Source organism: Roseateles sp. Mitsp63, assembly GCF_059491535.1.
The window spans coordinates 5,399,885-5,425,070 of record NZ_CP168509.1 but is presented as its reverse complement, the minus strand read 5'-3'; the positions used below and the strand labels follow the sequence as shown (position 1 = coordinate 5,425,070).

General features: G+C 70.3%; 19 protein-coding genes and 1 pseudogene. 12 read left to right on the top strand and 8 right to left on the bottom strand.

The genetic code is table 11. From position 1 onward, the window contains the following. Positions 1–13: 13 nt before the first annotated feature. A pseudogene (locus tag ACEN96_RS23530) lies at positions 14–574 on the bottom strand (HNH endonuclease signature motif containing protein); the annotation flags it as partial. A 453-nt stretch (positions 575–1,027) separates the two neighbouring features. Then, a complete protein-coding gene (locus ACEN96_RS23525) occupies positions 1,028–1,897 on the bottom strand; it encodes a restriction endonuclease (protein WP_495585450.1) in 870 nt (289 codons plus the stop codon). Positions 1,898–2,192: 295 nt separating this feature from the next. Between ACEN96_RS23525 and ACEN96_RS23520 the strand changes: the two genes are divergently transcribed. The 4 genes from ACEN96_RS23520 (at position 2,193) to ACEN96_RS23505 (ending at position 8,104) form a co-directional block, all read left to right on the top strand. Next, positions 2,193–2,870 carry an alpha/beta fold hydrolase gene (locus ACEN96_RS23520; protein ID WP_495585449.1) on the top strand — a complete coding sequence of 226 codons (678 nt, stop codon included), beginning with the start codon at positions 2,193–2,195 and terminating at the stop codon, positions 2,868–2,870. 736 nt (positions 2,871–3,606) lie between these two features. Beyond that, positions 3,607–5,706 (top strand): TonB-dependent receptor plug domain-containing protein, encoded by a 2,100-nt coding sequence (locus tag ACEN96_RS23515; RefSeq protein ID WP_495585448.1) that lies wholly within the window; start codon positions 3,607–3,609, stop codon positions 5,704–5,706. Continuing rightward, positions 5,688–6,302 carry a YfiR family protein gene (locus tag ACEN96_RS23510; RefSeq protein ID WP_495585447.1) on the top strand — a complete coding sequence of 205 codons (615 nt, stop codon included), beginning with the start codon at positions 5,688–5,690 and terminating at the stop codon, positions 6,300–6,302. Before ACEN96_RS23515 ends, ACEN96_RS23510 begins: the two co-directional genes overlap by 19 nt. Beyond that, entirely contained in the window at positions 6,299–8,104 is a 1,806-nt protein-coding gene (locus tag ACEN96_RS23505; RefSeq protein WP_495585446.1) for a putative bifunctional diguanylate cyclase/phosphodiesterase, read from the top strand. Before ACEN96_RS23510 ends, ACEN96_RS23505 begins: the two co-directional genes overlap by 4 nt. A gap of 295 nt (positions 8,105–8,399) precedes the next feature. On the opposite strand, the gene ACEN96_RS23500 is transcribed toward ACEN96_RS23505, so the two are convergent. After that, positions 8,400–9,701, bottom strand: coding sequence for an aspartate aminotransferase family protein (locus ACEN96_RS23500; protein WP_495585445.1), 1,302 nt, complete (start codon positions 9,699–9,701; stop codon positions 8,400–8,402). Between the two features lie 147 nt (positions 9,702–9,848). Further along, on the bottom strand, positions 9,849–10,703 hold the full coding sequence (locus tag ACEN96_RS23495; protein ID WP_495585444.1) for a LysR family transcriptional regulator: 855 nt from the start codon (positions 10,701–10,703) through the stop codon (positions 9,849–9,851). A gap of 785 nt (positions 10,704–11,488) precedes the next feature. Between ACEN96_RS23495 and ACEN96_RS23490 the strand changes: the two genes are divergently transcribed. The 3 genes from ACEN96_RS23490 to ACEN96_RS23480 all read left to right on the top strand — a co-directional run bounded on the left by ACEN96_RS23490 (position 11,489) and on the right by ACEN96_RS23480 (position 15,636). Further along, entirely contained in the window at positions 11,489–12,931 is a 1,443-nt protein-coding gene (locus ACEN96_RS23490) for a CPBP family glutamic-type intramembrane protease (RefSeq protein ID WP_495585443.1), read from the top strand. A gap of 19 nt (positions 12,932–12,950) precedes the next feature. Further along, positions 12,951–14,048 carry a porin gene (locus ACEN96_RS23485; protein WP_495585442.1) on the top strand — a complete coding sequence of 366 codons (1,098 nt, stop codon included), beginning with the start codon at positions 12,951–12,953 and terminating at the stop codon, positions 14,046–14,048. A 796-nt stretch (positions 14,049–14,844) separates the two neighbouring features. Next, positions 14,845–15,636, top strand: coding sequence for a transporter substrate-binding domain-containing protein (locus tag ACEN96_RS23480; RefSeq protein WP_343640567.1), 792 nt, complete (start codon positions 14,845–14,847; stop codon positions 15,634–15,636). A 24-nt stretch (positions 15,637–15,660) separates the two neighbouring features. Here the strand turns inward: ACEN96_RS23480 and ACEN96_RS23475 are convergent, their stop codons facing one another. The 3 genes from ACEN96_RS23475 to ACEN96_RS23465 form a co-directional block, all read right to left on the bottom strand. Beyond that, a complete protein-coding gene (locus ACEN96_RS23475; RefSeq protein ID WP_495585441.1) occupies positions 15,661–17,778 on the bottom strand; it encodes a peptidase domain-containing ABC transporter in 2,118 nt (705 codons plus the stop codon). 4 nt (positions 17,779–17,782) lie between these two features. Further along, positions 17,783–19,054 carry an HlyD family secretion protein gene (locus ACEN96_RS23470; protein ID WP_495585440.1) on the bottom strand — a complete coding sequence of 424 codons (1,272 nt, stop codon included), beginning with the start codon at positions 19,052–19,054 and terminating at the stop codon, positions 17,783–17,785. A gap of 424 nt (positions 19,055–19,478) precedes the next feature. Further along, a complete protein-coding gene (locus tag ACEN96_RS23465) occupies positions 19,479–19,763 on the bottom strand; it encodes an EF-hand domain-containing protein (protein WP_495585439.1) in 285 nt (94 codons plus the stop codon). A 203-nt stretch (positions 19,764–19,966) separates the two neighbouring features. Here ACEN96_RS23465 and ACEN96_RS23460 point away from each other — a divergent pair, with 203 nt between their 5' ends. Together ACEN96_RS23460 and ACEN96_RS23455 are read left to right on the top strand one after the other, a co-directional pair. Continuing rightward, positions 19,967–20,896, top strand: a complete 930-nt coding sequence (locus ACEN96_RS23460; RefSeq protein ID WP_495585438.1) for a class I SAM-dependent methyltransferase — start codon at positions 19,967–19,969, stop codon at positions 20,894–20,896. Positions 20,897–20,971: 75 nt separating this feature from the next. Further along, a complete protein-coding gene (locus tag ACEN96_RS23455) occupies positions 20,972–21,475 on the top strand; it encodes a YfbM family protein (RefSeq protein WP_495585437.1) in 504 nt (167 codons plus the stop codon). A 22-nt stretch (positions 21,476–21,497) separates the two neighbouring features. On the opposite strand, the gene ACEN96_RS23450 is transcribed toward ACEN96_RS23455, so the two are convergent. Then, entirely contained in the window at positions 21,498–22,832 is a 1,335-nt protein-coding gene (locus ACEN96_RS23450; RefSeq protein WP_495585436.1) for an aminotransferase-like domain-containing protein, read from the bottom strand. 90 nt (positions 22,833–22,922) lie between these two features. Between ACEN96_RS23450 and ACEN96_RS23445 the strand changes: the two genes are divergently transcribed. From ACEN96_RS23445 to ACEN96_RS23435, 3 genes are all read left to right on the top strand, one after another. Beyond that, positions 22,923–23,792, top strand: a complete 870-nt coding sequence (locus ACEN96_RS23445; RefSeq protein ID WP_495585435.1) for a DMT family transporter — start codon at positions 22,923–22,925, stop codon at positions 23,790–23,792. 158 nt (positions 23,793–23,950) lie between these two features. Continuing rightward, positions 23,951–24,724 carry a hypothetical protein gene (locus ACEN96_RS23440; RefSeq protein WP_495585434.1) on the top strand — a complete coding sequence of 258 codons (774 nt, stop codon included), beginning with the start codon at positions 23,951–23,953 and terminating at the stop codon, positions 24,722–24,724. Further along, positions 24,721–25,179: a (2Fe-2S)-binding protein gene (locus ACEN96_RS23435; RefSeq protein WP_495585433.1), complete on the top strand. Its 459-nt coding sequence runs from the start codon at positions 24,721–24,723 to the stop codon at positions 25,177–25,179. Before ACEN96_RS23440 ends, ACEN96_RS23435 begins: the two co-directional genes overlap by 4 nt. Positions 25,180–25,186 lie beyond the last annotated feature (7 nt).

Below are 25,186 nucleotides of genomic sequence, written 5' to 3'. Positions count from 1 at the left end.
TGGCATCGTCGCCATCGTCCGCCAATCTTGTAATGTGATGAACTTCTAAGAAGGGGCGGCCAAATGGGTCGTAAAAGGGCGCTGGATCGCCACAGGCTTCGCATATGCCCTTAGCGCGGAGGTGGGCTAAGCGCTTGACGGCCTGGCATCTGGCTCGATAAAGCGAAATGGACAAGGCGGGAGATCTGTCGCTTCGAGCCGTGTCGTGAAGGTATTCACGTAGTTGTCGCTCGTTAGACGGTTCCTCTTGTCTTAGATCTTCTTCGACAGCGGCGGTTGAATCTGAAGCTGACGTGTCGCAAGGAATCAGATAAAACCTAAATAGCCGATCTCCGCGCCGTATTCCGGAGGCCGGTTCAACGGTTTCGAACCCTGCAGCATTGAAGGCTCCAGCGAAACGAAAAAGCTTTCCATACTTCCCCGTCTGAGACACTTCAGCGCGCCGCGGTTCTCTTGGGCAGAAGAGCAAGATGCTTCTTAGGCCCGTGGCAAGAAGGCGATTGGCAGGATTTTTGAGTGTGTGATCGCCGGAAACGCCCTGGCCAAAATAATGCCAGCATCCGTTGGAGAGCATTTCATCGGCGTAACCAGCAATTTTTCCGTGTCGGCCTCCGGAGGTACAGATGAGAGTGCCAGGTGATAGTTCTCCCCATAGGACTCCGGATCGCAGTTGCTTGCTGCCAACGAATGACTGCAAGAGGTCGCGACGGTACTCTGCGCCTAATACAAACGGATGCATTTCAGGCTCTCCCCAGACCATTGCGCTTCGGATGCTTTCGATCCGGCGCACTTCTTTGCGTGAGGATGCTAGTTACTGCGACCGGGGAAGGAACCACCCAATTGCGGGGATGGAAAATACGGGGTGAACGAAAGAGCCCTAAAAAGATGGCGGGCGCCGCAATTTCGCCGATGAATGGCTTTGACGGGGGCGCACGCTGCAGTAGTTCGTGGGCATGCGCGCATCTCACTTGAGAGCGCGCTGGGGCGATCAGGCCACGCGATTCCAGGACGTCCCCCCGGTCGACTTTCACGCCGCCCTCGTCCCCCTACAAACCGGGTATGTCGAGCACCCATAAAACTGCTCCCCAGCGTTGGGTCCACGTTTAGCGGTGCGCCTGACCATCGGGCTTGAGCACAGCGGGCAGACGACCATCGTCATCTCCGCGCTGTCCCGCTCGTCGCGCACCGTCGCAGCCTTCCCAGGCCCACCCGTCCTCGCGACGTCCAGCAGCTCCTTCAACCTTCCCCCATCCACCAGCCTGACATTGCGCCCCTGCGCGAACGCCATCGCCTCGTTGGTGAACCTCCCCGACGTCACCACGAACCCGCTCGCCGCGCCTCTGGCCGCCATCACGCCGTAGAGCTCCCGCACCACGTCGACGCCGACCTTGTAGGCCTTCCAGTGCTTGCACTGCACCACGTAGGTCTCGTTGCCGTTCGTGACCGGCTTGCGCAGCACCAGGTCGATGCCGCCGTCCGGCCCGCCGCCGCCCGTCTCCACCACCACATACCCCTTGCGCCGGAACGCCTCGCCGATCAGCACCTCGAACTCGTGCCAGGTCATGCCGTCCACCGCCGCCGCGTCCTGCGCTCGCGCCGCGTCCTCCAGCAGCTTCCCGCGCCGGTAGCGCCTGGCCGCCGACACCGCCGCCGCCATCAGCAACACCCCCGGCACCGCGTACTGCCCCACCAGCGCGAACGCCCGCAGCGCCATGCCGAGGTAGAGCTTGTCGATCTGATGAATGCCTTGCGCCGGGTCCGCCGCCGGCGGCGCCTGCGACGCCCACGCATGCAGCGCCACGTACGCCACCGCCGCCAAGGCCACGCAGGCCCACCACGGCATCAACGCGAAGAGATCGATGACCTCCCGCGCGTCGCTCTTCTTCCTTCTGGCCATTCGGCTCTCTCCCTGAAGACGAGCGCCGAGTATCGCGAGCACCACGCCCCCTCAGGCCCGCCCCGCCGAGCCCGGTCCCCGATGTCGTTATCGAGTTCTCGAATTGCCACGCGGCGTGCGTCTCCCGACGCGCGCCTCATGCCGTCAACCGATGCTCGTGGTACGGCCGCTCCCGGTCGCGCGTCAGGCGACGACGACGGTCGACGGCTCCCTTGACGGAGGAGAGGCGTCGCGGCGAAACCAGGCTCGCCGATTGCTGCACCGGCCATCGGAACCGCAGCTCAAGAGGCGCGACATGACCCACTTCCTCTTCGTCCACGGCGCCTGGCATGGCGGCTGGGGATTCGCCGATCAGGCGCAGCGACTGGGCGCTCGCGGGCACACCGTCTGGCGTCCCACGCTCACGGGACTCGGCGAGCGGCAGCACCTCGCCATCGCGCCCGTGAACCTCGACACCCACATCGAGGACATCGTCCAGGTCCTGCAGTGCGAGGACCTGAAGGACGTCGTGCTGTGCGGCCACTCGTATGGCGGCATGGTCGTCGCCGGCGTGGCGGACCGCTGCGCGGACAGGCTCAAGGCGCTCGTGTTCCTCGACGCCTACGTGCCCAAGGACGGCGACTCGTGCTGGTCGCTCGCGGGGGAGTTCTATCGGCAGCTGTTCATCAAGAACATCGGCGCGGATGGGAGGTCGGCGCAGCCGCCGTCCTTCCTCAAGGAGCGCGATGCCCGATTCGTCGCGCAGCCGCTGGCGACGCTCACCCAGCCGTTGAGGCTGCGGCGGGGAGGGGTGGAGGCGGTCGCCAGGCGGGGCATGGCGTGGGCCTCGCGGCATGAGCACAGCCCGTTCACCGAGACCTATGAGCGGCTGCGCAAGGACCCGGAGTGGGACGTGCAGGCGATGGCGTCCGGGCACAACCTGATGGGGGAAGCGCCGGAGCAGACGGCGGAATTCCTGCTGCGATTCGCCTGAGGCCCGGGGCTTCGCCAAGAACTCCCTCGCCCCGCAAAGCCGCGCGGTCGCTCCACACGAACTCCCTCGCCCCGCGCGCGGGGAGAGGGGAGGGGAGAGGGGTGTGGCTTGCCGCGCGAGTCTGAGCACTGCGCAGACCCCTCTCCCCCACCCTCTCCCCGCTTCGCGGGGCGAGGGAGTTGAATGCGGCCGTTCCCGCGCGAGGAAGAGCCTCTCGCCTTGCGCGGTCTCGCCGCACGAACTCCCTCGCCCCGCGAGCGGGGAGAGGGGAGGGGAGAGGGGTGTGGCTTGCCGCGCGGGTCCGAGCACTGCGCAGACCCCTCTCCCCCACCCTCTCCCCGCTTCGCGGGGCGAGGGAGTTGAATGCGGCCGTTCCCGCGCGAGGAAGAGCCTCTCGCCTTGCGCGGTCTCGCCGCACGAACTCCCTCGCCCCGCGCGCGGGGAGAGGGGAGGGGAGAGGGGTGTGGCTTGCCGCGCGAGTCCGAGCACTGCGCAGACCCCTCTCCCCCGCCCTCTCCCCGCTTCGCGGGGCGAGGGAGTTGAAAGGCAGGCTCTGTCCGCAAGAGGGGCGAGCAGTCGAGTGCTCTCCGCCGCGTTCAGCGCCCGTGGGCAAAACGCGCGCCCGGCTCGCTCGCCGTTTCCGTGAACTCTGACAACGCCGCTTCCCCGCCACGCCGATAAGCTCCCGGCCTCCTCCTCCTCTTCTTCTCCGTCGCGTCCGCGCGGGGCCTCGACCGTGAAGTACTCGATCGCCCGGACCGCCTGGAAACTCCTCGGTCTCCTCCTCGCCGCCACCGCCGTCCCCGCCACCGCCACCGCCACCGCCACCGGCACCGGCACCGGCACCGCCACCGGCATCGGCACCGGCACCCGCACCGGCACCGGCACCGGCACCGCCAGCGCCACCGCCAGCGGCACCGCCAGCGGCACCGCCGCCAGCGCCTCCACCCCCGACGACGAAGACCAGCTCGAGGCCCTCCTCAAGCGCGAGGTCCAAGGCCCCTCCCGCTACGCCCAGAGCCTCATGGACGCCCCCGCCTCCGTCAGCGTCCTCTCCCGCCAGGAATCCCTCGCCCTCGGCCACCAGACCGTCGGCGACATGCTCGGCCGCCTCCCCGGCATCTACCTCGGCAACACCCGCAGCTACAGCACCCTCGGCGTGCGCGGCTTCAGCCGCCCCGGCGACTACTCCTCCCGCGTCCTCATGGCCATCGACGGCCAGCGCGTCAACGACGCCATCTACGACCAGGGCCTCCCCCAGCTCGAATTCCCCATCGTCGCCGACTGGGTCAAGCGCGTCGAACTCGTCCAGGGCCCCGGCTCCTCCATCTACGGCAGCAACGCGCTCCTGGGCGTCGTGAACGTCGTCACGCTCGACGGCGCCGATGCCCCCGGCCTCTCCGCCCTCGCCAGCGCCGGCGCCAACGGCCAGCGCCGCGCCGAGCTCCACTACGGCGCCGCCAACGCCGCCGGCGGCGACCTCTTCCTCGGCGTCAACCTGCAGCGCAGCGCCGGCGAGGACCTCTTCCTCCCCTCCCTCGGCACCCCCGGCGGCTGGATCCGCGGCCTGGACGGCGAACGCCAGACCGCCGTGCTCGCCAAGTACCGCCTCGGCCCCTGGCGCCTGTCGATGTCCGCCGTCCAGCGCGACAAGGACGTGCCCACCGCCCCCTACGGCACCCTCCCCGGCGTCTCCGGCACCCGCTACACCGACCGCCAGCTGATGCTCGACGCCGCCTACGACGCCGGCTGGCAGGACGACCTGCGCCGCAGCCTCCGCCTGAACCTCTCCCAGTACGACTTCCGCGGCCGCTACGTCTACGGCCTCTCCCCCGACCTCATCCAGAAGGACGAGGCCTACGCCCAGTGGCTCACCCTCGACGCGCGCGTGCTCTGGCGCGGCCTGCTCAACCACGAGCTGATGGCCGGCGCCGAGCTCCGCACCTCCCCCTACGGCGTGCAGCGCTACTACCAGGTCGACCCCTACGAGTCCACGCTCGAGTCCCACGTCACCCAGGACTCCGCCGCGCTCTTCGCGCAGGACCAGTGGCGCATCTCGCAGGCCTGGCAGCTCACCACCGGCCTGCGCCTGGACCACGCGCGCGGCTTCTCCCCCGCGCTGTCACCCCGCGCCGTGCTGGTCCACCGCCCCGACGAGCGCCAGACCCTCAAGCTCATCTGGGCCCGCTCCTTCCGCACCCCCAACCTGTACGAGCGCTTCTACGACGACGGCGGCGTGTCCCAGCTCGCCAACGCCGCGCTGCGGCCCGAGCGGCTCAGCTCCACCGAGTTCGCCTGGGAATACCTCCTGCCCACCGGCCAGGCCCTGGGCCTGAACCTCTACGACACCCGCATGAACCGCCTCATCGAGCAGCAGCCGCTCAGCGACGCGCTCGACGCGCCCGTGCAGTTCGTCAACCGCGGCCGCGTCAGCCTGCGCGGCATGGACCTGTCGGTCGAGCAGCGCAGCGGCGGCGGCTGGCTCTGGCGCGCCAGCGCCTCGTGGATGCACGCGCGCGACGACCAGGGCGAGCGCCTGAGCAACGCCCCCGGCTGGATGGTCAAGGGCCATCTCATCACGCCGCAATGGCACCAGTGGCAGCTCGGCATCGAAGGCACCGCGCTCGGCGCGCGCCAAGGCCGCGCGCGCGTGCCGTCCGAGGCCTTCCTCAACGCGCACCTGCGCTACCGGCTCGATGCGCGCCAGACCCTCGCGCTGCACGTCGACAACCTGCTGGACCGCGCCAACTTCGATCCCTCCTCGCCCGACGCCCAGCTCGACGTCATCCCGCAGCCGCGCCGCGCCTGGCGCCTGGATTGGCGGATCGCCTTCTGACCGCACCGACGATGCCGATGCGCCGCGCCAACCCCGCATGCCGCCTCCGCGACCGCCTCCGGCGGCTCGCGGCGCCGGCCTTGCTGGGGCTGCTCGCGTGCGGCGCCGCGCTCCCGCTGCGGCAGGCGATCGCCCAGCCCGCCGGCCCCGACGCGTTGAAGGCCGAGGTGACCTACCGCGCCCTGATGTTCGTGACCTGGCCCGCCGAACGCGAGACCGGCCGCTCGCTGCAGCTCTGCACCGCCGCCGACAGCGCGCTCGAGGCCTCGATGCAGTCGCTCGCCGGCCGGCCGATCCGGCACCTCGCGATCGAGGTGCGCCGCGTCACGCGGCCCGAGCAGCTCGGCGGCTGCCATGTGCTCTACCTCGCCGAGCCGCGTCCCGCCTGGCGCGCCGTGGCCGATCGCGCGCCGCTGCTCGTGCTGTCCGACGCCGCCGGCATGCTGGACCAGGGCGCGCAGCTCAACCTGCAGGTCGAGGACGGACGCATCGTCTTCGACATCGACCTCGACGCCGCCCGCCGCGCCGGCCTCACCATCAGCGCCAAGCTGCTGCGCCTGGCCCGCTTCGTGCGCCATCAATCGACCCCGCCATGAACGCCAAGATCCTCGATGCCCTGGAGCGCTGGCGCGAGCTGGCCGTGTCGCTGGCCGCGCTGCTGACCTTCGCGCTGCTGCTCAGCGCGATGCAGTACTGGCGGCTGCAGGATCGCGAGCTCGAGGACCTGCGCACCCAGGCCGGCATCGTCGCGCAGACCGCCTCCGCGGCGCTGGTCTTCGACAGCCGCGAGGATGCCGGCGAAATCCTGCAGGCGCTCAAGCAGAACCCGGCCACGCTGCGCGCGCGGCTGCTCAAGCGCGATGGCAGCCTGTTCAGCGTCTACCAGCGGCCGCCGGCGCAGCGCTCGCGCTTCGAGGACTGGGCGGGGCAGGTGGCGCTCGAGGTGCCGGTGCTCGCCAACGAGCGCGTGGTGGGCACGCTGTTGCTGGAGGCGAGCCGGGCGCCGATGTGGTGGGACCTGCTGCAGTTCATCGGCGCGACGCTGGGCACGCTGGCCGCGACCGGCGCGCTGGCCTGGCTGCTGTCCAAGCGCCTGCGCGCCCAGATGCAGGAAGCGCAGCGCCGCACGCGCTATCTGGCGCGCTTCGACGCGCTCACCGACCTGCCCAACCGCGAGCATCTGCGCCAGCTGCTGGACAAGGTGCTGAGCCACGACAGCAAGGCGGCGCTGCTGCTGCTGGACCTGGACAACTTCAAGCAGATCAACGACCAGTTCGGCCACGCGGCGGGCGACGCGGCGCTGCAGGCGGCGGGGCAGCGGCTGCGCCAGCTCTGCCGGCCGGGCGACATGGCGGCGCGGCTGTCGGCGGACGAGTTCGCGGTGCTGCTGTCGCCGCGGCCGGACGCGGCCTCGCTGCAGGCCTACGCGGCGCGGCTGCAGAGCGGTCTGGCGCAGCCGCTGTTCTTCGATGGCCATTGGCTGCACCTGCGCGCAAGCACCGGCGCGGTGCTGCTGCCCGATCAGGCCGCCACCGCCAGCGACGCGATGCGCTGCGCCGACGCGGCGATGCGGCAGGCCAAGCAGATGGGCAAGGACAGCTTCCAGCTCTTCACGCCGCAGCTGGGGCAGATGCTGCAGTCGCGGCTGGCGCTGGAGAACGATCTGCGCGAGGGCCTGGCGCTGGGGCAGCTGCGGCTCGCCTACCAGCCGCAGTACGACGCGAGCCGCCGCATCCGCGGCCTGGAGGCGCTCGCGCGCTGGCATCACCCGGAACGCGGCTGGGTCTCGCCGGTGGAGTTCATCCCGGTGGCGGAGTCCTCGGGCCTGATCGTGGAGCTGGGGCTGGCGCTGCTGGCGCAGCTGCGGCTGGACCTGGATCGATGGAAGGCGCGCGGGCTGGCGTGCCCGCCGGTGGCGATCAATCTCTCGTGGGAGCAATGCAGGAAGCCGCAGCACCGCGAGCGCTTCCTGCAGCAGCTCAAGGTGCTGCAGCTCAGCCCGCGGGAGGTGGAGTTCGAGCTGACCGAGAGCCTGAACTTCGAGGACATCGACAAGCCGGACTCGTTCGTCTTCACGCTGCAGGGGCTGGGTTACGGGCTGGCGATCGACGACTTCGGGACGGGGTACAGCTCGCTGGCGTACCTGCGGAGGCTGCGCTGCCGCAAGATCAAGATCGACCGGTTCTTCGTGCACGGGATGACGAGCAACGACGACTCGCGGATGCTGGTGGAGTCGATGGTGCGCGTCGCGCATGCGATGCGGATGACGGTGGTGGCGGAAGGCGTCGAGCTCGAGGCCGACGAGACGGCGCTGATCGCGATGGGCTGCGACCTGATGCAAGGCTTCGGGTTCTGCAAGCCGGTGCCGCCGGAGGAGGTCGAGACGCTGCTGGCTTGAACGCCATCGCGCCGCGAACTCCCTCGCGCCTGGAACTCCCTCGCGCCTCGAGCCCCCTCGCGCCTCGAACTCCCTCGCGCCTCGAGCCTCCTCGCGCCTCGAACTCCCTCGCCCCCGGCAGGGGGAGAGGGCAGGGGAGAGGGGTCTTCGCAGTACCTGCACTCGCGTACTTCGACGCCCCCTCTCCCCTGCCCTCTCCCCGCAAGCGGGGCGAGGGAGTTCTTTCTACGCGCCAGGGGAGCTACGCGAGGGAGTTCGAGGCGCGAGGGAGTTCTTCTACGCGCGAGAAAGTCAGCTACACCACCTGCTCAATCGCCTGCTTGAGCAGCGACAACCCCAGGTCGATCTCCTCGTCGCTGACCGTGAGCGGCGGCGCGATGCGGAACACGCCGCCCATCATCGGCAGCTGCACGATGTTCATGCTCAACCCGAGCGACATGCACGCCCGCGTGATCGCCGCGCCGAGCTCCGGTGCGGCCTCCTTGCCCGCCTGGCTCTTGACGATCTCCACCCCCAGCAGCAGCCCGCGTCCGCGCACGTCCCCGATGCAATCGAACTCGCGCTGCAGCCGCCGCAGTCCCGCCTCCAGCCGCGCCCCGGCCGTGCGCGCCCGCTCGACCAGCCCATCCCGCTCGACGATCTCCAGCACCTTCAGCCCCACCGCCGCCGGCAGCGGGTCCGAGACATGCGTCGTGTAGAACAGGAACCCGCGCTCATGGCAGCGCTCCTCGATCTCCGCCGTCGTCAGCACCGCCGACAGCGGGATGCCCGCGCCCAGCGTCTTGGACAGCGTCAGGATGTCCGGCGTCACGCCGTCGCGCTCGCACGCGAACATCGCGCCCGTGCGCCCGATGCCGGTCTGCGCCTCGTCGACGATCAGCAGCATGCCGCGCTCGCGGCACTTCGCGTGCAGCGCGCCCAGATAGCCCACCGGCAGGTCGATCAACCCGCCCGAACTCAGGATCGGCTCCGCGATGAAGGCCGCGAGATTGCCGCTCGACTGCCGGTCGATCAGATCGAACGCATAGTCCAGCTCCGCCTGCCAGTCATAGGCGCCATGGCGCTCGAACCGCGGCCGATAGGGATTGGGCGCCGGAATCGCGAACGAGCCCACCGCCGCCGGCCCGTAGCCCTTGCGCCCCGCGCAGTAGGTCGCCGACGCCGCCACGCCTGTCATGCCGTGCCACGACTGCGCGAAGCTCACCACCTCGTAGCGGCCCGTGTAGAGCTTGGCGAGCTTGATCGCCGCTTCGTTCGCTTCGGCGCCGGTGCTCAGCAGCATCGCGCGCTCCAGCCCCGCCGGCGCGATGCCCGCCAGCCGCGTCGCCAGCTCGACGACGGGCCGGCTCAGCATGCCGCTGAACAGATGGTCCAGATGGCTCGCGTGCTCCGCGATCACGGTCGCGACCTCGACGTGGCCATGCCCCAGCAGCGAGCTCATCTGCCCCGAGGTGAAGTCCAGGATCGCGCGGCCATCGGCGTCGTAGACGAAGCTGCCGCGCGCGCGCTCGATGATCAGCGGCTCGAAGCTGCCGCCGTAGCGGATCAGGTGCTGGCGGGAACGTTCCCAGAAAAGCGGATCGGCATTGCGCGACATGAGGTCCTCCATCAACCATCGAGGACCTGGAGCGTAGGGAGATCACCGCCGCCGCGGTAGCCAATAGTTTTGATGGCTGCCATCAGCGGCGCTGTCGCTCCCGATCGCGCTCCCGGTCGCGCTCCCGATCGCCTTGCCGTCGCGGCTTCAGGCCATCGGCAGGAACTTGCGGACGTGGGCCGCGAACGCCGCGGTGAGCGGCGTCGGCCGCTCCCGGTCGAAGGCCAGCGTCAGCGCGACCGCCGGCAGCGGCGGCAGGCCGCGGTCCTCGCCGAGGATCTCCAGATCCTCCGGCACCGCGGCGCGCGTGAGCACCGTCACCGCCTGTCCCGAGCGCGCCATCCCGAGCAATCCCGCCAGGCTGCTGCTCGCGTAGGCGATGCGGAACGCGCGCCCCTGCGCCTCGAGCGCCTGCCGGGCCAGCACATGATCGAGCGCATCGGGCGCGCCCAGCGCGAGCGGCAGCGGCGTCATGCCGGTGACCGGCGTGCCGCGCCGCGCGACCCAGACGAGCGGTTCCTCGCGGATGACGCCCGCATCGGTGCCCGCCGCGACCGACACCAGCGCCAGGTCGGCCGCATGGCGCGCGAGCAGCTCCAGCAGGCGCGGCGTGGGCGCGCACACGACTTCCATCTGCACCTGGGGATGCAGGCTCGCGAAGCCCTGCAGCAGATGCGGCAGCAGCGAGACCGCGTAGTCCTCCGGGCAGCAGAAGCGCAGCAGGCCGGCCATGCGGACGCCGCGCAGCTCGGCGAGCGCCTCGTCGTGCTTGCGCAGCAGCTCGCCCGCATGCACGAGCAGCCGTTCGCCGGCGGCGGTGAGCGTCACGCCCCGCCCGGTGCGATGCAGCAGCGGCTGGCCGGCGACGTCCTCCAGCCGCTGCATCTGCATGCTCAGCGCCGACTGCGTCCGCCCCACGCGCGCGGCGGCCTTGCTGAGCGCGCCGGTCTCGGCCACGGCCATCAGGCTTCGGAGCAGATCGATGTCGAGGGAGGCGGTCACCAGAAGGAGGGAGGGGGAGAAACGGCGGCCATCCTAACGGGGAAGGGAAATGAAAAGAGGACGCCGCGGCGCCCTCATTGGCTCAGGGAATCAGCCGCTAGTGTTGGTCGTTGAACACTCGGCCCGCCCACTTCACCATGCAGTACATGATGGCGCCGCCTTCGCTCACCCCGGGCAGTGCAGCCGTTTCGTAATAGCACTTAACGGGATCGAAGGGCCCGGACGGGTCATACCCTTCCGGCACCGGGACTGGCGCCCGCCCTTCAGGCGTACCTGCCCAGCTATCTCCGCCGAAAACCATATCGATCTCGTTGTCGGTCAAGACTTGCATATTCGCTTTCGAAGTTTCCGAGATTCGCTCGGAGCGAGCGGACGAGAAACGTCCACGAATCGAAAGCTATCAGCCTGATGGTCCTCTGCATATTCCTCATGAAAGCCGGCAAATTTTTGTGTATCGACGGATTCGGCGAGATGGCAAATGGAGGCTAGTTAATCTGGTTGGTCGCATACATGGGTAATCGGGAAACTCCTCGCGGTGTCGAGTTTCCGCATGACTAGGATGCGGCTCCCGATTGTTTTCGCCTTGACCTATGCCTCGGTATATCGACCGCCTGAAAATCATTCCATCCACGTATGGAAAGCTGGTCAGAATATTGAAATGGGCCCCGCTGCTGATTCTCATCGTGCTCTTGGGGAAATGGCCCGCGTTCCTTGGCGGGACTGGCGGATGGTCAATATCCGAGTCCAGATTCGACGGAGACCTCCGGCTGTTCCTGAATCTCGAGATGACCCTCATGGGACTGGCGCTGCTGGGCGCATTGACCTGGTGGCACATCGGCCCGCGATGGCTGTCGCTTCTCCGCCCGGCCGTGGCCATCGGCCTCCCCGTGTCGATGGCAATCCTGTTGATCACCTTCGGGACGGCATTCGCCGTCAATCCCGAAGTCCTCCACAACGAATTCCGCCCCATCAATCCGCTTGAGCAGCCGCAAGCCTGGCTGGTCGCCATGGCGACGCTGCTGCTCGGAGCGTTGCAGCAGGAGATCTGGGGCCGCGCGCTTTTGCAGTCCACGCTGCAGCGGATGTTTGGCAACAGGTGGATCGCGCTCGCGCTCGCCGCGCTGCTGCTGGCGGCTGATCAGCCCGGCCGCCGCCTGGACGCCTTCTTTGCCGCTGGGCTTCTGGGCGTCGTCTTCATCCGCACTCGATCGATCGTCTGCACCACCGTCATTCATGCGGTCCTGGACCTCGCGGTGGGCGTTCTGCAGGGAGGCCCCTTCATGGCCGCGGCGCTGCTGGACCCGGACCAGTTCCGGGCCATGAGGGCGGCCATCTCCCTGGGCCCGCTGCTGCTGGCCCTTGGCATCGAGCTCTGGTACCGGCGCTCGACGCGCGGACCCCATCCGGTCAAGACCTTCACGAAGCATCTGCTGGTCTTCATGTTCGCCTTCGGCCTGCTCGCATTGACAAGCAAACTGTCCCGTCCGCTGTGGATCGAATTCGCGAAGCACCATGAATGGCTGTCGCCTCACATTAGGGAGGCCCTGTCGTGGATGGTCTCTAGCGGGATCACCGTGACCGTCCTGGCCTGTCTGCGCTGGGGACCCTCCTGGCGGACGCTCCTGGCCATCCATCCCCGCGTGACCTTGAGCCTGGCGCTGGCCGTGGCCGTGATGCCGCCCCTGACCGCGGCGATCGCCATGCCGGAAGCCTTCCGCATTGCGCAGTTCGACCCGCTCCCCCTCGATCAACTGCTCCGGCCGATTCTTCAGGTCATCGCCGGATCGAGCTGCGAAGAAGTGTCCGATCGTGCCTTCATGCAGTCGCAGCTCAGCAAGCTCTTCTTCAGCAAGTGGGCGGGGGCGCTCGTCAGCGGATGGGGCTTCGCCATGTCGCATCCGCCCGGACGGATGGCGCTCGTCCTGCCCGCGGCGCTGCTGCTCGTGATCGTGTTCATGCGGACCGGGTCCATCTTCTGTACGTCGGTCCTGCACACGACGATCAACGCCTCCTATGGACTGGTCTGCCTCACCAATTTCACGCGATCACCGTTCATTCCCTACGAGACGTTCAACGCGGCCAACCCGCTCTTCGGCGGCATGCTGCTCGCGCTCACCATCGCCTTCGAATGGTGGTGGCGCCGCTCGGAGCGCGCACGCACGGGGCGCCTCGCGCCTCCCCCGAACGAGAGAATCCCCGGCTTCGATCCCGCGTCACTATCGCCGTGACTCCACCCTCGTCACTCCGATGCAGTACCGCTCCGTTTCCCGGCTGGCGCTGGCCGCGCTCGCCCTTGCCGCCCCCGCGGCCCACGCCGAATCGACTGTCACCGTCTACGGCCGCCTCAATGTCTCGCTCGAGCACGCCGATGCCGGCCACTCGCCGCGCGATCGCGCCGTCGATCGCGAGTCCAACAACCGCTCCGTGATCGGCTTCCGCGGCGCCGAAGACCTGGGCGAGGGCGTGCAGGCGCTGTTCCAGATCGAAGGCTCGCTCGCGGTGGACACCGGCGCGGGACCGTCGCTCGCCAATCGCGATACGCGCGTCGGGCTGCAGACACCCTATGGCCTGCTGTTCGCCGGACATTGGGGCACGCCCTACCTGCTCGCGACGAGCGGCTTCGATCCCTGGTATCCGACCACCGCCGGCTACATGGCGCTGATGGCCAACGGCTCCGCGCCGACGACCAACCACACCGCCAACACCGCCTCCTTCGACCGGCGCCAGCAGAACATCGTGCAGTACTGGACGCCCGCATGGAACGGCCTCACCGGCCGTGTCGCCCATGCGTTCAACGATGGCGACACCGGCCCCCGCGGATCGCGCCCGGACCTGTGGTCGGCGTCGATCGCGTGGGACAGCGGTCCCTGGAATCTCGCGCTCGCGCACGAGCGGCATCGCGGCTATCAAGGGCCGGGCCTCACCGACTCGGCGACCAAGATCGGCGCCGCGTACCGCGTCGGCGCGTGGCGCCTCGCCGCCGCCGCCGAACGGCTGCGCTACGAGACACCGATCGGCGCGCTCAGGCGCGATGCGTTCTTCGTCACCGCGAACTGGCAGGTCGCCGCGGCGCTCAACCTGCGCGCGAGCTTCACCCACGCCGGCGATGGCAAGGGCCCCGCCGGAGCGCGCGTGGGCTTCGTCTCGGCGGGCGGCGACACCGGGTCGCGGCAATGGACGCTCGGCGCGGACTACGCGCTCTCGAAGCGCACAGGGCTTTACGCGTATGTCTCGCGCATCGACAACCAGGCCCGCGCCGCCTACGACTTCGCGATCAATCCGCTGGGCATCGGGGACGGGGAGAAGCCGACGGTCGTGGCGGTGGGGGCGAGGCACAGCTTCTGACCAACTCCCTCGCCCCCCGCGAGGGGGGAGAGGGCAGGGGAGAGGGGGTGCTTCGAAGGGCAGCAGCGCTGTGGCACGAGCCCCCTCTCCCCTCCCTCTCCCCGCTGGGGCGAGGGTGTAGGAACGAGCGAGCGCTGCCGGCAAGAACTCCCTCGCCCCCCGCGAGGGGGAGAGGGCAGGGGAGAGGGGGCGCTTCGAAGGGCAGCGGCGCTGTGGCACGAGCCCCCTCTCCCCTCCCTCTCCCCGCTGGGGCGAGGGTGTAGGAACGAGCGAGCGCTGCCGGCAAGAACTCCCTCGCCCCCCGCGAGGGGGAGAGGGCAGGGGAGAGGGGGTGCTTCGAAGGGCAGCAGCGCTGTGGCAAGAGCCCCTCTCCCCTCCCTCTCCCCGCTGGGGCGAGGGTGTAGGAACGAGCGAGCGCTGCCGGCAAGAACTCCCTCGCCCCCCGCGAGGGGGGAGAGGGCAGGGGAGAGGGGGTGCTTCGAAGGGCAGCAGCGCTGTGGCACGAGGCCCCTCTCCCCTCCCTCTCCCCGCTGGGGCGAGGGTGTAGGAACGAGCGAGCGCTGCCGGCAAGAACTCCCTCTCCCCCTGCCGGGGGCGAGGGGGTTTACTGCGCCGCCCGGCTCTTCCTGCCCCCTCGCCCGCTCGCGGGAGAGGGCGGGGTGAGGGCCAGCGGCCGCCGCAGTGCGCCATCCCCATCGGACCGTCTCCCCACAGATCCCCTCGTCATATCGATATGACCTCGTCCCGGGACGACTGGTGGCAACATCGGCCCTTCCTACGAACAATGAGGGGCCTCATGAAAGCTCTCCGCACTTCCCTGATCGCAGCCGCGCTGCTCGCCGGCGCTTCCCTGGCGGCCCACGCCGCCGACCTGCTCGACGACGTCAAGGCACGCGGCACGCTGCGCGTCGCCGTCGAGGGCACCTATCCCCCCTTCAACTTCAAGGACGCCAAGGGCCAGCTCGACGGCTTCGACGTCGACATCGCCAAGGCCATCGCCGCCAAGCTCGGCGTCAAGCCCGAATTCACCACCACCGAGTGGAGCGGCATCCTCGCCGGCCTGCAGGCCGGCAAGTACGACGTCATCGTCAACCAGGTCGCCGCCACCGACGAGCGCCGCAAGACCTTCGACTTCTCCGCCCCCTACGTCACCTCCTACCCGCAGCTCATCGTCCGCGCCAACGAGTCCCGCAAGCTCCAGTCGCCCGCGGACCTCAAGGGCAAGAAGGTCGGCGTCGGCCAGGGCAGCAACTTCGCCGACCTCGCCAAGAGCTGGGACGGCGTCGAGGTGCGCACCTATCCCGGCGCCACCGAGTACCTCCAGGACCTGGCCACCGGCCGCATCGACGCCGCCCTCAACGACAGCCTGCTCATCCCCTACCTCAAGGAGAAGACCAAGCTCCCCGTGAAGGCCGGCGCCGCCATCGGCACCCCCGCCACCAACGCGATCCCCTTCCGCAAGGGCAGCCCGAAGTTCCAGGCCGCCATCGACAAGGCGATCGCCGACCTCCAGGCCGACGGCACCTACGCCAAGATCTCCACCAAGTGGTTCGAGCGCGACGTCAGCAAGCCCATCGACAACAAGTGACCCCCCGGCGGCCGCCGCCCGGCCTCAGACCGCCGCGCGCGGTCTCTCGTCGAGCCGGCCGCCCTCCAGCACCACCACGCGCTGCGCGCCGGCGATCGTGTCCGGCCGGTGCGCGATCAGCAGCCGCGTGACCGGCAACTGCGCGAGGTTCGCTGCCACCGCCCGCTCGCGCTCCACATCGAGGTGGCTGGTCGCCTCGTCCAGCGCCAGGATCCTCGGCCCGCGGTACAGCGCCCGCGCCAGCAGCAGCCGCTGCTTCTGTCCGCCCGACAGCCCGCTCCCCAGATCCCCCACCAGCGTCTGGTAGCCCATCGGCATCCGGCAGATGTCCTCGTGCACCAGCGCCAGCGCCGCGCAGGCCTGCACCCGCGCCAGATCCGGCCGCGCATCGAAGAAGGCGATGTTGTCCGCCAGCGAGCCGGTCAGCAGCGCGTCCTCCTGCATCACCGTCCCGATCTGCGCGCGCACGTTCTTCAACCCCAGCTGCCGCATCGGCATGCCGCCGTAGCGCACCTCGCCCTCGACCGGCTCCAGCAGCCCCAGCAGCAGCTTCATCAGCGTCGTCTTGCCCGCGCCGCTCGGCCCCGTGATCGCCACGCTCTGGCCCGCCGGCACCACCAGATTGGCATGCCGCAGGATCCAGGGCTCGCGATCGCCATGACGGAAGCTGACGTCGCGCAGCTCCAGGCTCGCGTCCAGGTGCGCGAGGTCGCTCGCCGGCACCTCGTCCGCCTCCGGCGGCTCCAGCGCGATGTCGGCAAGCCGCTCCGCATGCAGCCCCAGCATGCGCAGCTCCACCGCGTAGTCGATCAACGCCGACACCCGCCCCGTGAACTGCGTCTTGTAGCTGAGGAACGCGAACAGCATGCCCACCGTCATCGCCGAAGCCGCCGATGCCCCGGCGGCGCCGCCTTGCTGGACGTCCAGGATCAGCGTCGCGCCGAGGTAGAGCACCAGCAGGTTCTCGATGCCGAAGATGAAGGCGTTGGCGGTGCTCATCGCCATCGACAGCTTGGCGGTGCGCACGTCGCGGTTCTGGACCTCGACGATCAGGTTCTGCCATTGCGCGCGCCGCTCCTGGTCGCGGCCGAACAGCTTGAGCGGCATCATCGCCCGCAGCGTCTCCAGGAAATGCGTGCTCTCCCGGGCCGCGACGACCAGGCGCTCCGACGAGGCATTGCGCAGCGGACCGTAGCCCGCCCATCGCAGCAGGCCATAGAGCACCACCGCCGTCATCACGACCAGCGCCAGCGGCCACGCGTAGACCAGCATCATGACCAGCGCCGCGACACCCATCAGGCCGTCCAGCACCGCCTCGATGGCCGCCGTGGTCAGCGTCTTCTGGATCGCGTCGACCGCGCCGAAGCGCGAGGTGATGTCGCCGAGATGGCGCTTCTCGAAGAAGGCGACCGGCAGCCGCAGCAGATGCGCGAAGGCGTTGCCGCGCCATTGCAGCGACAGCGTCTGCGTCAGCAGGATCAGCATCCACGAGCGCGCCAGGCCCAGCGCCGTCTGCGTCACCAGCAGCAGGCCGAAACCGGCGACGAGGAGCTTCAGCAGGTCGCGGTCGCCGGAGGTCAGCACGTCGTCGACGATCAACTGGTTGAACAGCGGCGCGACGATCGCGAACAGCTCCAGCACCAGCGCCACCAGCAGGATCTGCGTCAGCGAGCGGCCCAGGCCCAGCACCTGCCCGGTCAGCGCGCGCAGCGACACGCGCGGCGGCCGTGCCGCCGAACTGAACTCGGCATTGGGCGTGAGTTCGACGGCGACGCCGGTGAAATGCGGCGAGACCTCGTCCAGGCGCATGCGGCGCTCGCCCACGGCGGGATCGAGCAGCGTGACGGTGTCGCCGCGCAGCTTCGTCATCACGACGAAGTGGTTCATGTCCCAGTGCAGCACGCAGGGCAGCGCGAGCTGGCGCAGCTGCGTCAGCTCGAGCTTCAGCGGCCGGCCCGAGAAGCCCAGCCCGGCCGCGATGTCGAGCAGGTCGCGCAGGGACAGGCCCTTCAGCGCCGAGGGGAACCGGCGGCGCAGCTCGGGCAGCGTGACGGGCCGGCCATGCGCCGACGCGATCATCGCCAGGCAGGCCAGGCCGCATTCGGCGATCTCGGCCTGGAGGATGGGGGTGGGGCGGGACATGGGCTCAGACCCGTTTCGCGGTGGCCAGCAGCGGCTCCAGCAGCCATTCCCAGATGCGCCGGTGCTCCAGGCTGACGTCGGCCTCCAGCGCCATGCCCGCGCGCAGCGGCAGCTCGCGGCCGTAGGCGGCGATGTCCTGGCGGTCCAGCCGCACGTCGATGCGATACAGCGGCTCGTTGGCCTGCGCGGCGCTGACCAGCGCCTGCGCCTGCCCCGCCGGCAGATCCTGGGGCGCGATTGGCGTCGGGCTCACGTGGGCCACCTCGCCGCGGGCCATGCCGAACTTCTGGTACGGGTAGGCCGCGTAGCGCAGCCACACGGCCTGTCCCGGCTGCACGAAACCCACCATGCGGCTGGGCGCGTAGAGCTGCGCGACCAGCCGCGCCGCGGGCGTCTCCGTCTCGTCCTTCCCCGGCCGCGAGCCGGCGGTCAAGGTCACCAGGGTCTGGCCGGCCTGCACGGACTGGCCCGCATGCAGGGGCAGGGCGCTCACCAGGCCATCGCGCGGCGCCGTCACCGCGACGCCGGCGCGTGCCTCCAGTTCGGCGCGTTCCTGCTCCAGTTGCGCGACGCTGCGATCCAGCTGCGCCAGCGAGGTCTCGAGCGCCGTCGGAATGGACGCCAGGTCCGCCTGCAGCCCCTTGGCCTCGCGCATCAGGGTCTCGATGACCCGCTGTCCGCTGCGTTCGCGGGCGCGGAGGTCCAGCAGCGCCTCGTCCTTCTCCTGTGCCTGCGTCTGCGGCACGAAGCCGCTGGCCGCGAGCTCCGCGTAGCGCTTGCGGTTCCGATGTCCGAGCTCGACCCGCTGCCGGACCATGTCCAGCTCCTCGCGCGCCTGCGCGGCTTCGGTGTGCAGGCTCCGCAGGCGATCGCCGATGGTCTGGCGGCGCTCGTCGGCCTGCCGCTTCTGCAGCAGGCGTTCCAGGTCGAGGCTGGCCCGCCGCGCCTGGATCGCGCGCAGGTTGAGCGCGCCCATGTCGCCGCCGTCGAGCAGGCGCTCGCTGCGCACGCGCACCAGCGGCTGGCCCTGCCGGACCGGCTCGCCCTCGCGCACGAGCAGTTCATGCACCTGCCCGGCGAGCGGCGAGGCCACATGCAGCAGACCGCCGGCCGGCATCAGCAGGCCGGGCACGCGCGCCTTGCGCGCCACCTCGCCGATGACGGCGAAGGCGATCAACGCGGCCGCGAGCGCCAGCGCGATGCCCGCGACCAGGCCGAATCCAGGCCGGCGCGCCACCCGGATGGTGCCCAGCCAGGAGGCTCGCTGCGATTCCATGACTGCCGCTCGAAACATAGGCCGCGCTTCCGTCCTCGATGCCGCTCCTGCGGCGAAGGAAGCACATTCTTCGGGCGTTTCGATGGGTTGCAAGGAAGCCGGGTGGGTGGCTCCTAAGGAGGATTGATCCGTCTCCGGAATCGTGCCTCTTCGAGCAATCCGGCGTGCCGCTGACCTGACTTCGTTGGGCGGCTTCCCGATATCGGTCAGGCCGCAAGCAGGAGTGGTGAGTGGGAGTGGGGTTGCGGTCGGGCCTGAGAACAGGCCGTCACAAGTGAACTGACGGAAATCGGTCAGCGGCGGCGGCGGAGGGCGGCGTCATTCGAGGGCGGAATGTGGCGCGGCGCCCACGCCGGGGTGGGCGAGGGCGCCGCGACATCCGCAGCACGCGGCCCGGTCGAGCGGGCTCGGCGAGGAGGAACGCTTACTTCTTGCGGTCCTTCATGTGGGCGGCCGCGTACTGCCTGACCTGATCGAGCGTGACCGAGCCGGTCTTCTGGGTGTCGATCTCGTCGAAGTGCTTGGCCAGGCGCGGCATGCCGGCCTGTGCCTCGGCCTTGGTCAGCTTGCCGTCGTGGTCCGTGTCCGCGGCGGCGAAGCGTTCCTCGAGCTTCTGGCCCGGCTTGGCGTCCTGCGCGTGCGCCGGCAAGGTGGTCAGGGCAAGGGCGGCGATCAGGGCGCCGGCCATGGCGGTCAACACTGCTTTCATGGGAACTCCGCTGAAGTGGAGCCCGCAGCGTCGCATCGCCAGGCGCTCGGTTGATGAGGCGGCGGTAAAGCTTCGTGAACCGGGGGGATCGTCGAAGGGCCTTGCCAAGTGCCGGATTGTCGCGACAGCGTCGCGACAATCTGTCCGGCCCAGCGTCGGTCAGTCCACCTGACTACACTGTCGCCCCTTCCCTCGAGCCCCTCATGCAGCCGCTTCTCGACGCCATCGCCACCCTGTCACGGCCGACCGAGGCCTGCCGCCTGTTCCACGGCCGCGGCGGCCTGCATCCGGGTTGCGAGCAATGGGCGCTCGACTTCTATCCCCCCGTCTGGCTGCTCACCAGCTTCGCGCCGGTGCAGGAGGACGAGCTCGCCCGCATCGGCGACGCGCTCGCCGCGCGCTGGGCCGTGATCGCCCCGGGCGAGCCGCTGCACTGGCTCTTCCAGCTCCGCGACGAGAACCGCCCCGTCAACCGCCTGATGGCCGGCGCCATTCCCGATGAGCATGTCGTCGAGGAAGACGGCCTGCGCTTCCTCGTCAACCTGCCGCACGGGCAGAACCACGGCTTCTTCCTCGACATGGCCGAGGGCCGGCGCTGGGTGCGCCGCTGGGCGCGGGCCCATCCCGGCGGACGCGTGCTCAACCTGTTCGCCTACACCTGCGCGTTCTCCGTCGCCGCGCTGCACGCCGGCGCGGCCTGGGCGGACAACTACGACATGGCGCGCGGCCCGCTCGCCACCGGCCGCCGCAACCACCAGCTCAATGGCGTGCAGGACCGCGCCGCGTTCCACGCGCACGACATCTTCAACTCCTGGGGAAAGATCCGCCGCGGCGGTCCCTACGACCTCGTCGTGCTGGACCCGCCCAGCTATCAGAAGGGCAGCTTCGTCGCGACCAAGGACTACGCCCGCCTCGCGCGCAGGCTGCCCGAGCTGCTCGCGCCCGGCGGCCATGCGCTCGTGTGCCTGAACACGCCCAAGCTCGGCACGCCATTCCTGAGCGAGCTCCTCGCCGCCGAGGCGCCCGGGCTCGAGTTCATCGAGCGCCTCCCCAATCCGGCGAGCTTCGCCGACGTCTCCGATGAACGCGCGCTCAAGGTGCTCGTGTATCGCCAACCGGCGTCGCCCATCTGACGCACGCGGCGGCTACCATCCGCCGTCTTTCCTCCGCCGTCTTTCCGCCTATCCACCGCCATCAGGGAGAGCCTCATGGGCCTGTACGCCAGCTTCCGACCGATCGACGAAGACACCGCGCAGTCGCTGCGGGAGGACCCCGAGGCGATCGAGCGCCTCTTCGACGAGGACGTGGAGATCGAGGATCCCGCCGATCTCGGCATCGTCGACGTGGACAAGGCCTGGCATGGCCTGCACTTCCTGCTGGGCGTGATCGCCGCGGCCTCCGGCGCGGGCGAGGAGGCGCCGCTGGCGCAGGCCCTGCTCGGCGGCGAGCCGGTCAGCGAGGACGAGGACGTGCGCGTGCTCGACGCCGCCGAGGTCCGCGAGATCGCCGGCGCGCTCGAGCCCATCACCGAGGACCAGCTCCGCGAGGCCTTCGACCCCGAGGCGATGGCCGCCGCCGACATCTATCCCGACATCTGGGTGCGCGACGGCGAGGAAGCGCTCGACTACCTGCTGCATTACTTCCCGGTGCTGGTCGGCTTCTACCGCGCCACCGCCGCCAGCGGCCGCGGCGCGCTGCTGACCATCGGCTGAGGCGCCCGCCGGCCGCGCCGCTTCAGAAGGTCCGCTCCTCGATGGCCGCGCGGACGCGATCCAGCGCGGCGCGCAGCCGGCCGATCTCCACCGAGCCCAGCGCGAGCCGGATCGCATGCGGCACGTGCCGCCCCGTCGCGAAGGGCTCGGCCGTCGACACCGACACGCGCTCGCGCTGCAGCGCCATCGCGACCTGGTCGGCGCGCACGGCCTCGCCCAGCGGCAGCCACACGAAGTACGAGGACGGATGCCCGATCCGCTTGAGCGGCCCGAGCCGCTCCGCCACCAGCCGCTGCCGCCGTGTCGCGTCGGCGCGCTTCTCGGCCTCCAGGCGCGCGACCGTGCCGTCCTCCAGCCAGCCCGCGGTGATCGCGGTCATCACGCCGGGCGTGTTCCAGGTCGTGGCGCGGATCGCGCGCTCCATCGCGCGGACCCGGTCCGCCGGCGCCACCGCGAAGCCGACCCGCAGCCCCGCCGCGACGCTCTTCGAGAAGCCCGACACGTACACGGTGCGCTCCGGCGCCAGCATCGCCAGCGGCGGGGGCGGATCCTCGGCGAGGTAGGCATAGGCGCCGTCCTCGACGATCAGCAGGCCGTGCCGGCGCGCGATTGCCACCAGCTCGCGCCGCCGCGTCGCCGCCATCACCCAGCCGAGCGGGTTGTTCAGCGTCGGCATCGTGTAGATCGCCTTGACCCGCCGGCGCCGGCACAGCGTCTCCAGCGCGTCGAGGTCAGGCCCCGCGCCGGCCGCCGGGACCGCCACCAGCTCCAGCCGCTGCATCTCGGCCACGAGCCGGAAGCCCGGATAGGTCAGCGCGTCCACGGCGACCACGTCGCCCGGCTCCAGCAGCGCCATCAGCGTCACGGCCAGCCCATGCTGCGCGCCGTCGACGATCAGCACCCGCTCCGCCTCGACCGGCAGGCCGCGCCGCGCCAGGTGGCGCGCGATCGCGGCGCGGTCCGCGAGGCGGCCGCCATGCGGCTGGTAGCGCAGCAGCGCCTCCAGATCGCCGGCACCCGCGAGCTGCCGCAAGGCGCCGCGCAGCAACTCCGCCTGACCCGGCAGCGACGGGTAGTTGAAGCTGAGGTCGACCATGTCCGCCGCCACCGCGTCCAGGTCCACGCCCTGGCCCGGCGCCAGCGCGGTCTCCTTGACGAAGGTGCCGCGCCCGGTCTCGCCGCTGATCAGGCCCATGACCCGCAGCTCCGCGTACACCCGCGTGGCGGTCACCAGCGCGATGCCCTCGCGCCGGGCCAGCTCGCGGTGCGTCGGCAGCCGCGTGCCGGCCGCGATCGCGCCGGCGCGGATGTCCCGCGCCAGCCGGTCCACCACGGCCTTGTACCTGGGCTCCGCCATCGCACCCTCCCTGTACCCATGACAATTTTTTGATTGTATTGATCGAGACGGATAGGCTGGCCGCTTTCATCGCATCGAGGCAGGGCGCCCATGGACACCGCATCGCGAGGCTGGCTGAACGGATTCATCGGCGTGCTGATCTTCAGTGGCTCGCTGCCGGCGACGCGCGTCGCGGTAGCGGACTTCGATCCCGTCTTCCTCACCGCCGCGCGCGCGTCCATCGCCGGCGCGCTCGCGCTGCTGGCGCTGGCCGTGCTGCGCGCGCCGCGCCCGGCGCGCGCGCAGGCCTGGCCGCTGGTCATCGTCGCGATCGGCGTCGTCATCGGCTTCCCGCTGCTGACGGCGCTCGCGCTGCGGCATGTCACCTCGGCGCATTCCATCGTCTTCATCGGCCTGCTGCCGCTGTCCACCGCCGCCTTCGGCGTGCTGCGCGGCGGCGAGCGCCCGCGCCCCGCGTTCTGGGCCTTCTCGCTGCTGGGCAGCCTGCTCGTCGTCGCCTTCGCCGCCGCGCAGGGCCTGAGCGCGGCGCCCGCCGGCGACCTGCTGATGCTCGCGGCCATCGTCGTGTGCGGGCTCGGCTACGCGGAAGGCGCGAAGCTCTCGCGCGTGCTCGGCGGCTGGCAGGTGATCTGCTGGGCGCTGGCGCTGTCGCTGCCCTTCATGCTGGGGCTGGCGCTGTGGCGGCTGCCGGCCAGCGTCGCGGGCGTCGGCGCGGCGGCCTGGGCCGGGCTTGGCTACGTCTCGCTGTTCAGCATGCTCATCGGCTTCGTGTTCTGGTATCGCGGCCTCGCGCAGGGCGGTATCGCAGCGGTCGGCCAATTGCAACTGCTGCAGCCGCTGTTCGGGCTCGCGCTCGCGGCGGGCCTGTTGCGGGAATCGGTGAGTCCGGCGATGCTCGCGGTCACCGTCGCCGTGATCGGCTGCGTCGCCGGGGCCCGGCGCTTCTCGCGGCCCCGCTGACGCCGCCGGCGCGCGGCCCGGACGGAGGCCATCACCCGATGGCGCGCCCGCTCGCGGCGCGCAGCATCGTGCAAGCCTCCCGTCGGATCAGGCAAGCCGCGCCGCCGCCCGCCTTCCTAGACTGCGGAGCGTCCCGACGCAGCGGACAGGAGGTCGACATGGTTGCGCGTTTCGCAAGGGAATCCTCGTGGCCATCGCCGTGCGCGATGGCCTGCACGGCGGTGATGGGCCTGCTGGCCGCGCTGCCGCCGGCCCAGGCCGCCGGCAGTGGCGACAGCGGCGGCTTCCAGCCGACCCCGGTTTCGGCGACACCGGACCGGCAGGCGGGCCTGGCCGCCTTCGCGCAGATGGAGCGCGTGCTGCTCCATCCGCGATGTCTGAACTGCCACGTGCCCAGCGCGCCGCTGCAGGGCGACTTCAGCCGCGTGCACTACCCGCCGGTGCAGCGCGGCGCCGATGGCAAGGGCGTCGCGCCGCTGCAGTGCGCGACCTGCCACTCGACCGCCAACAGCCCGCTGCCGCACGCGCCGCCGGGCCTGGACACCGACGGCCGCCCCGGCTGGCACATGCCGCCCGAGCACATGAAGATGTCGTGGATCGGGCTCAAGGGCGCGGCGCTGTGCAAGGTCTTCCGCGAGCCCCGGACCAATGGCAACCGCTCGCTGGCGATGCTCGAGCAGCACATGGTCACCGACCACCTCGTCGCCTGGGGCTGGCAGCCCGGGCCGGGGCGCACGCTGCCGCCGCTGGACAAGACGGGTTTCGACGAGCAGGTCCGCACCTGGATCCGCAACGGCGCGCCCTGCGACGCCACCGAGCCGCTGCGCAAGTCCATCGGCACGACCAGGGCGGACGCGGCGCGCGAGGTCGTCGACCATCTGCGCGCGCTCGCCGCGAGCAACGACAACAACGCTTCGAGGAGCCAGCCATGATCTCGTTCCGCCTGAATGGCCAACCGCAGCAGGTCGACGTGCCGGGCGACACGCCAGTGCTGTGGGTCCTGCGGGACACGCTGGGCATGACCGGCACCAAGTTCGGCTGCGGCATCGCGGTCTGCGGCGCCTGCACCGTGCACATCGACGGCCAGCAGCGCCGCGCCTGCGTCACGCCGATCGAGTCCGTCGCCGGCCAGCAGATCACCACCATCGAGGCGGTGGGCGCCGGCCGCGTCGGCCAGGCGGTGCAGGAGGCCTGGGTCAAGCACGACGTCGTGCAGTGCGGCTACTGCCAGAGCGGCCAGATCATGGCCGCCGTCGCGCTGCTCTCGACCAATCCCAAGCCCAGCGACGCCGACATCGACGCCGCGATGAGCGCCAACCTCTGCCGCTGCGGCACCTACGTGCGGATCCATGCCGCCGTCAAGGACGCCGCGCTGGCGCTCGCCTGAAGGAGCC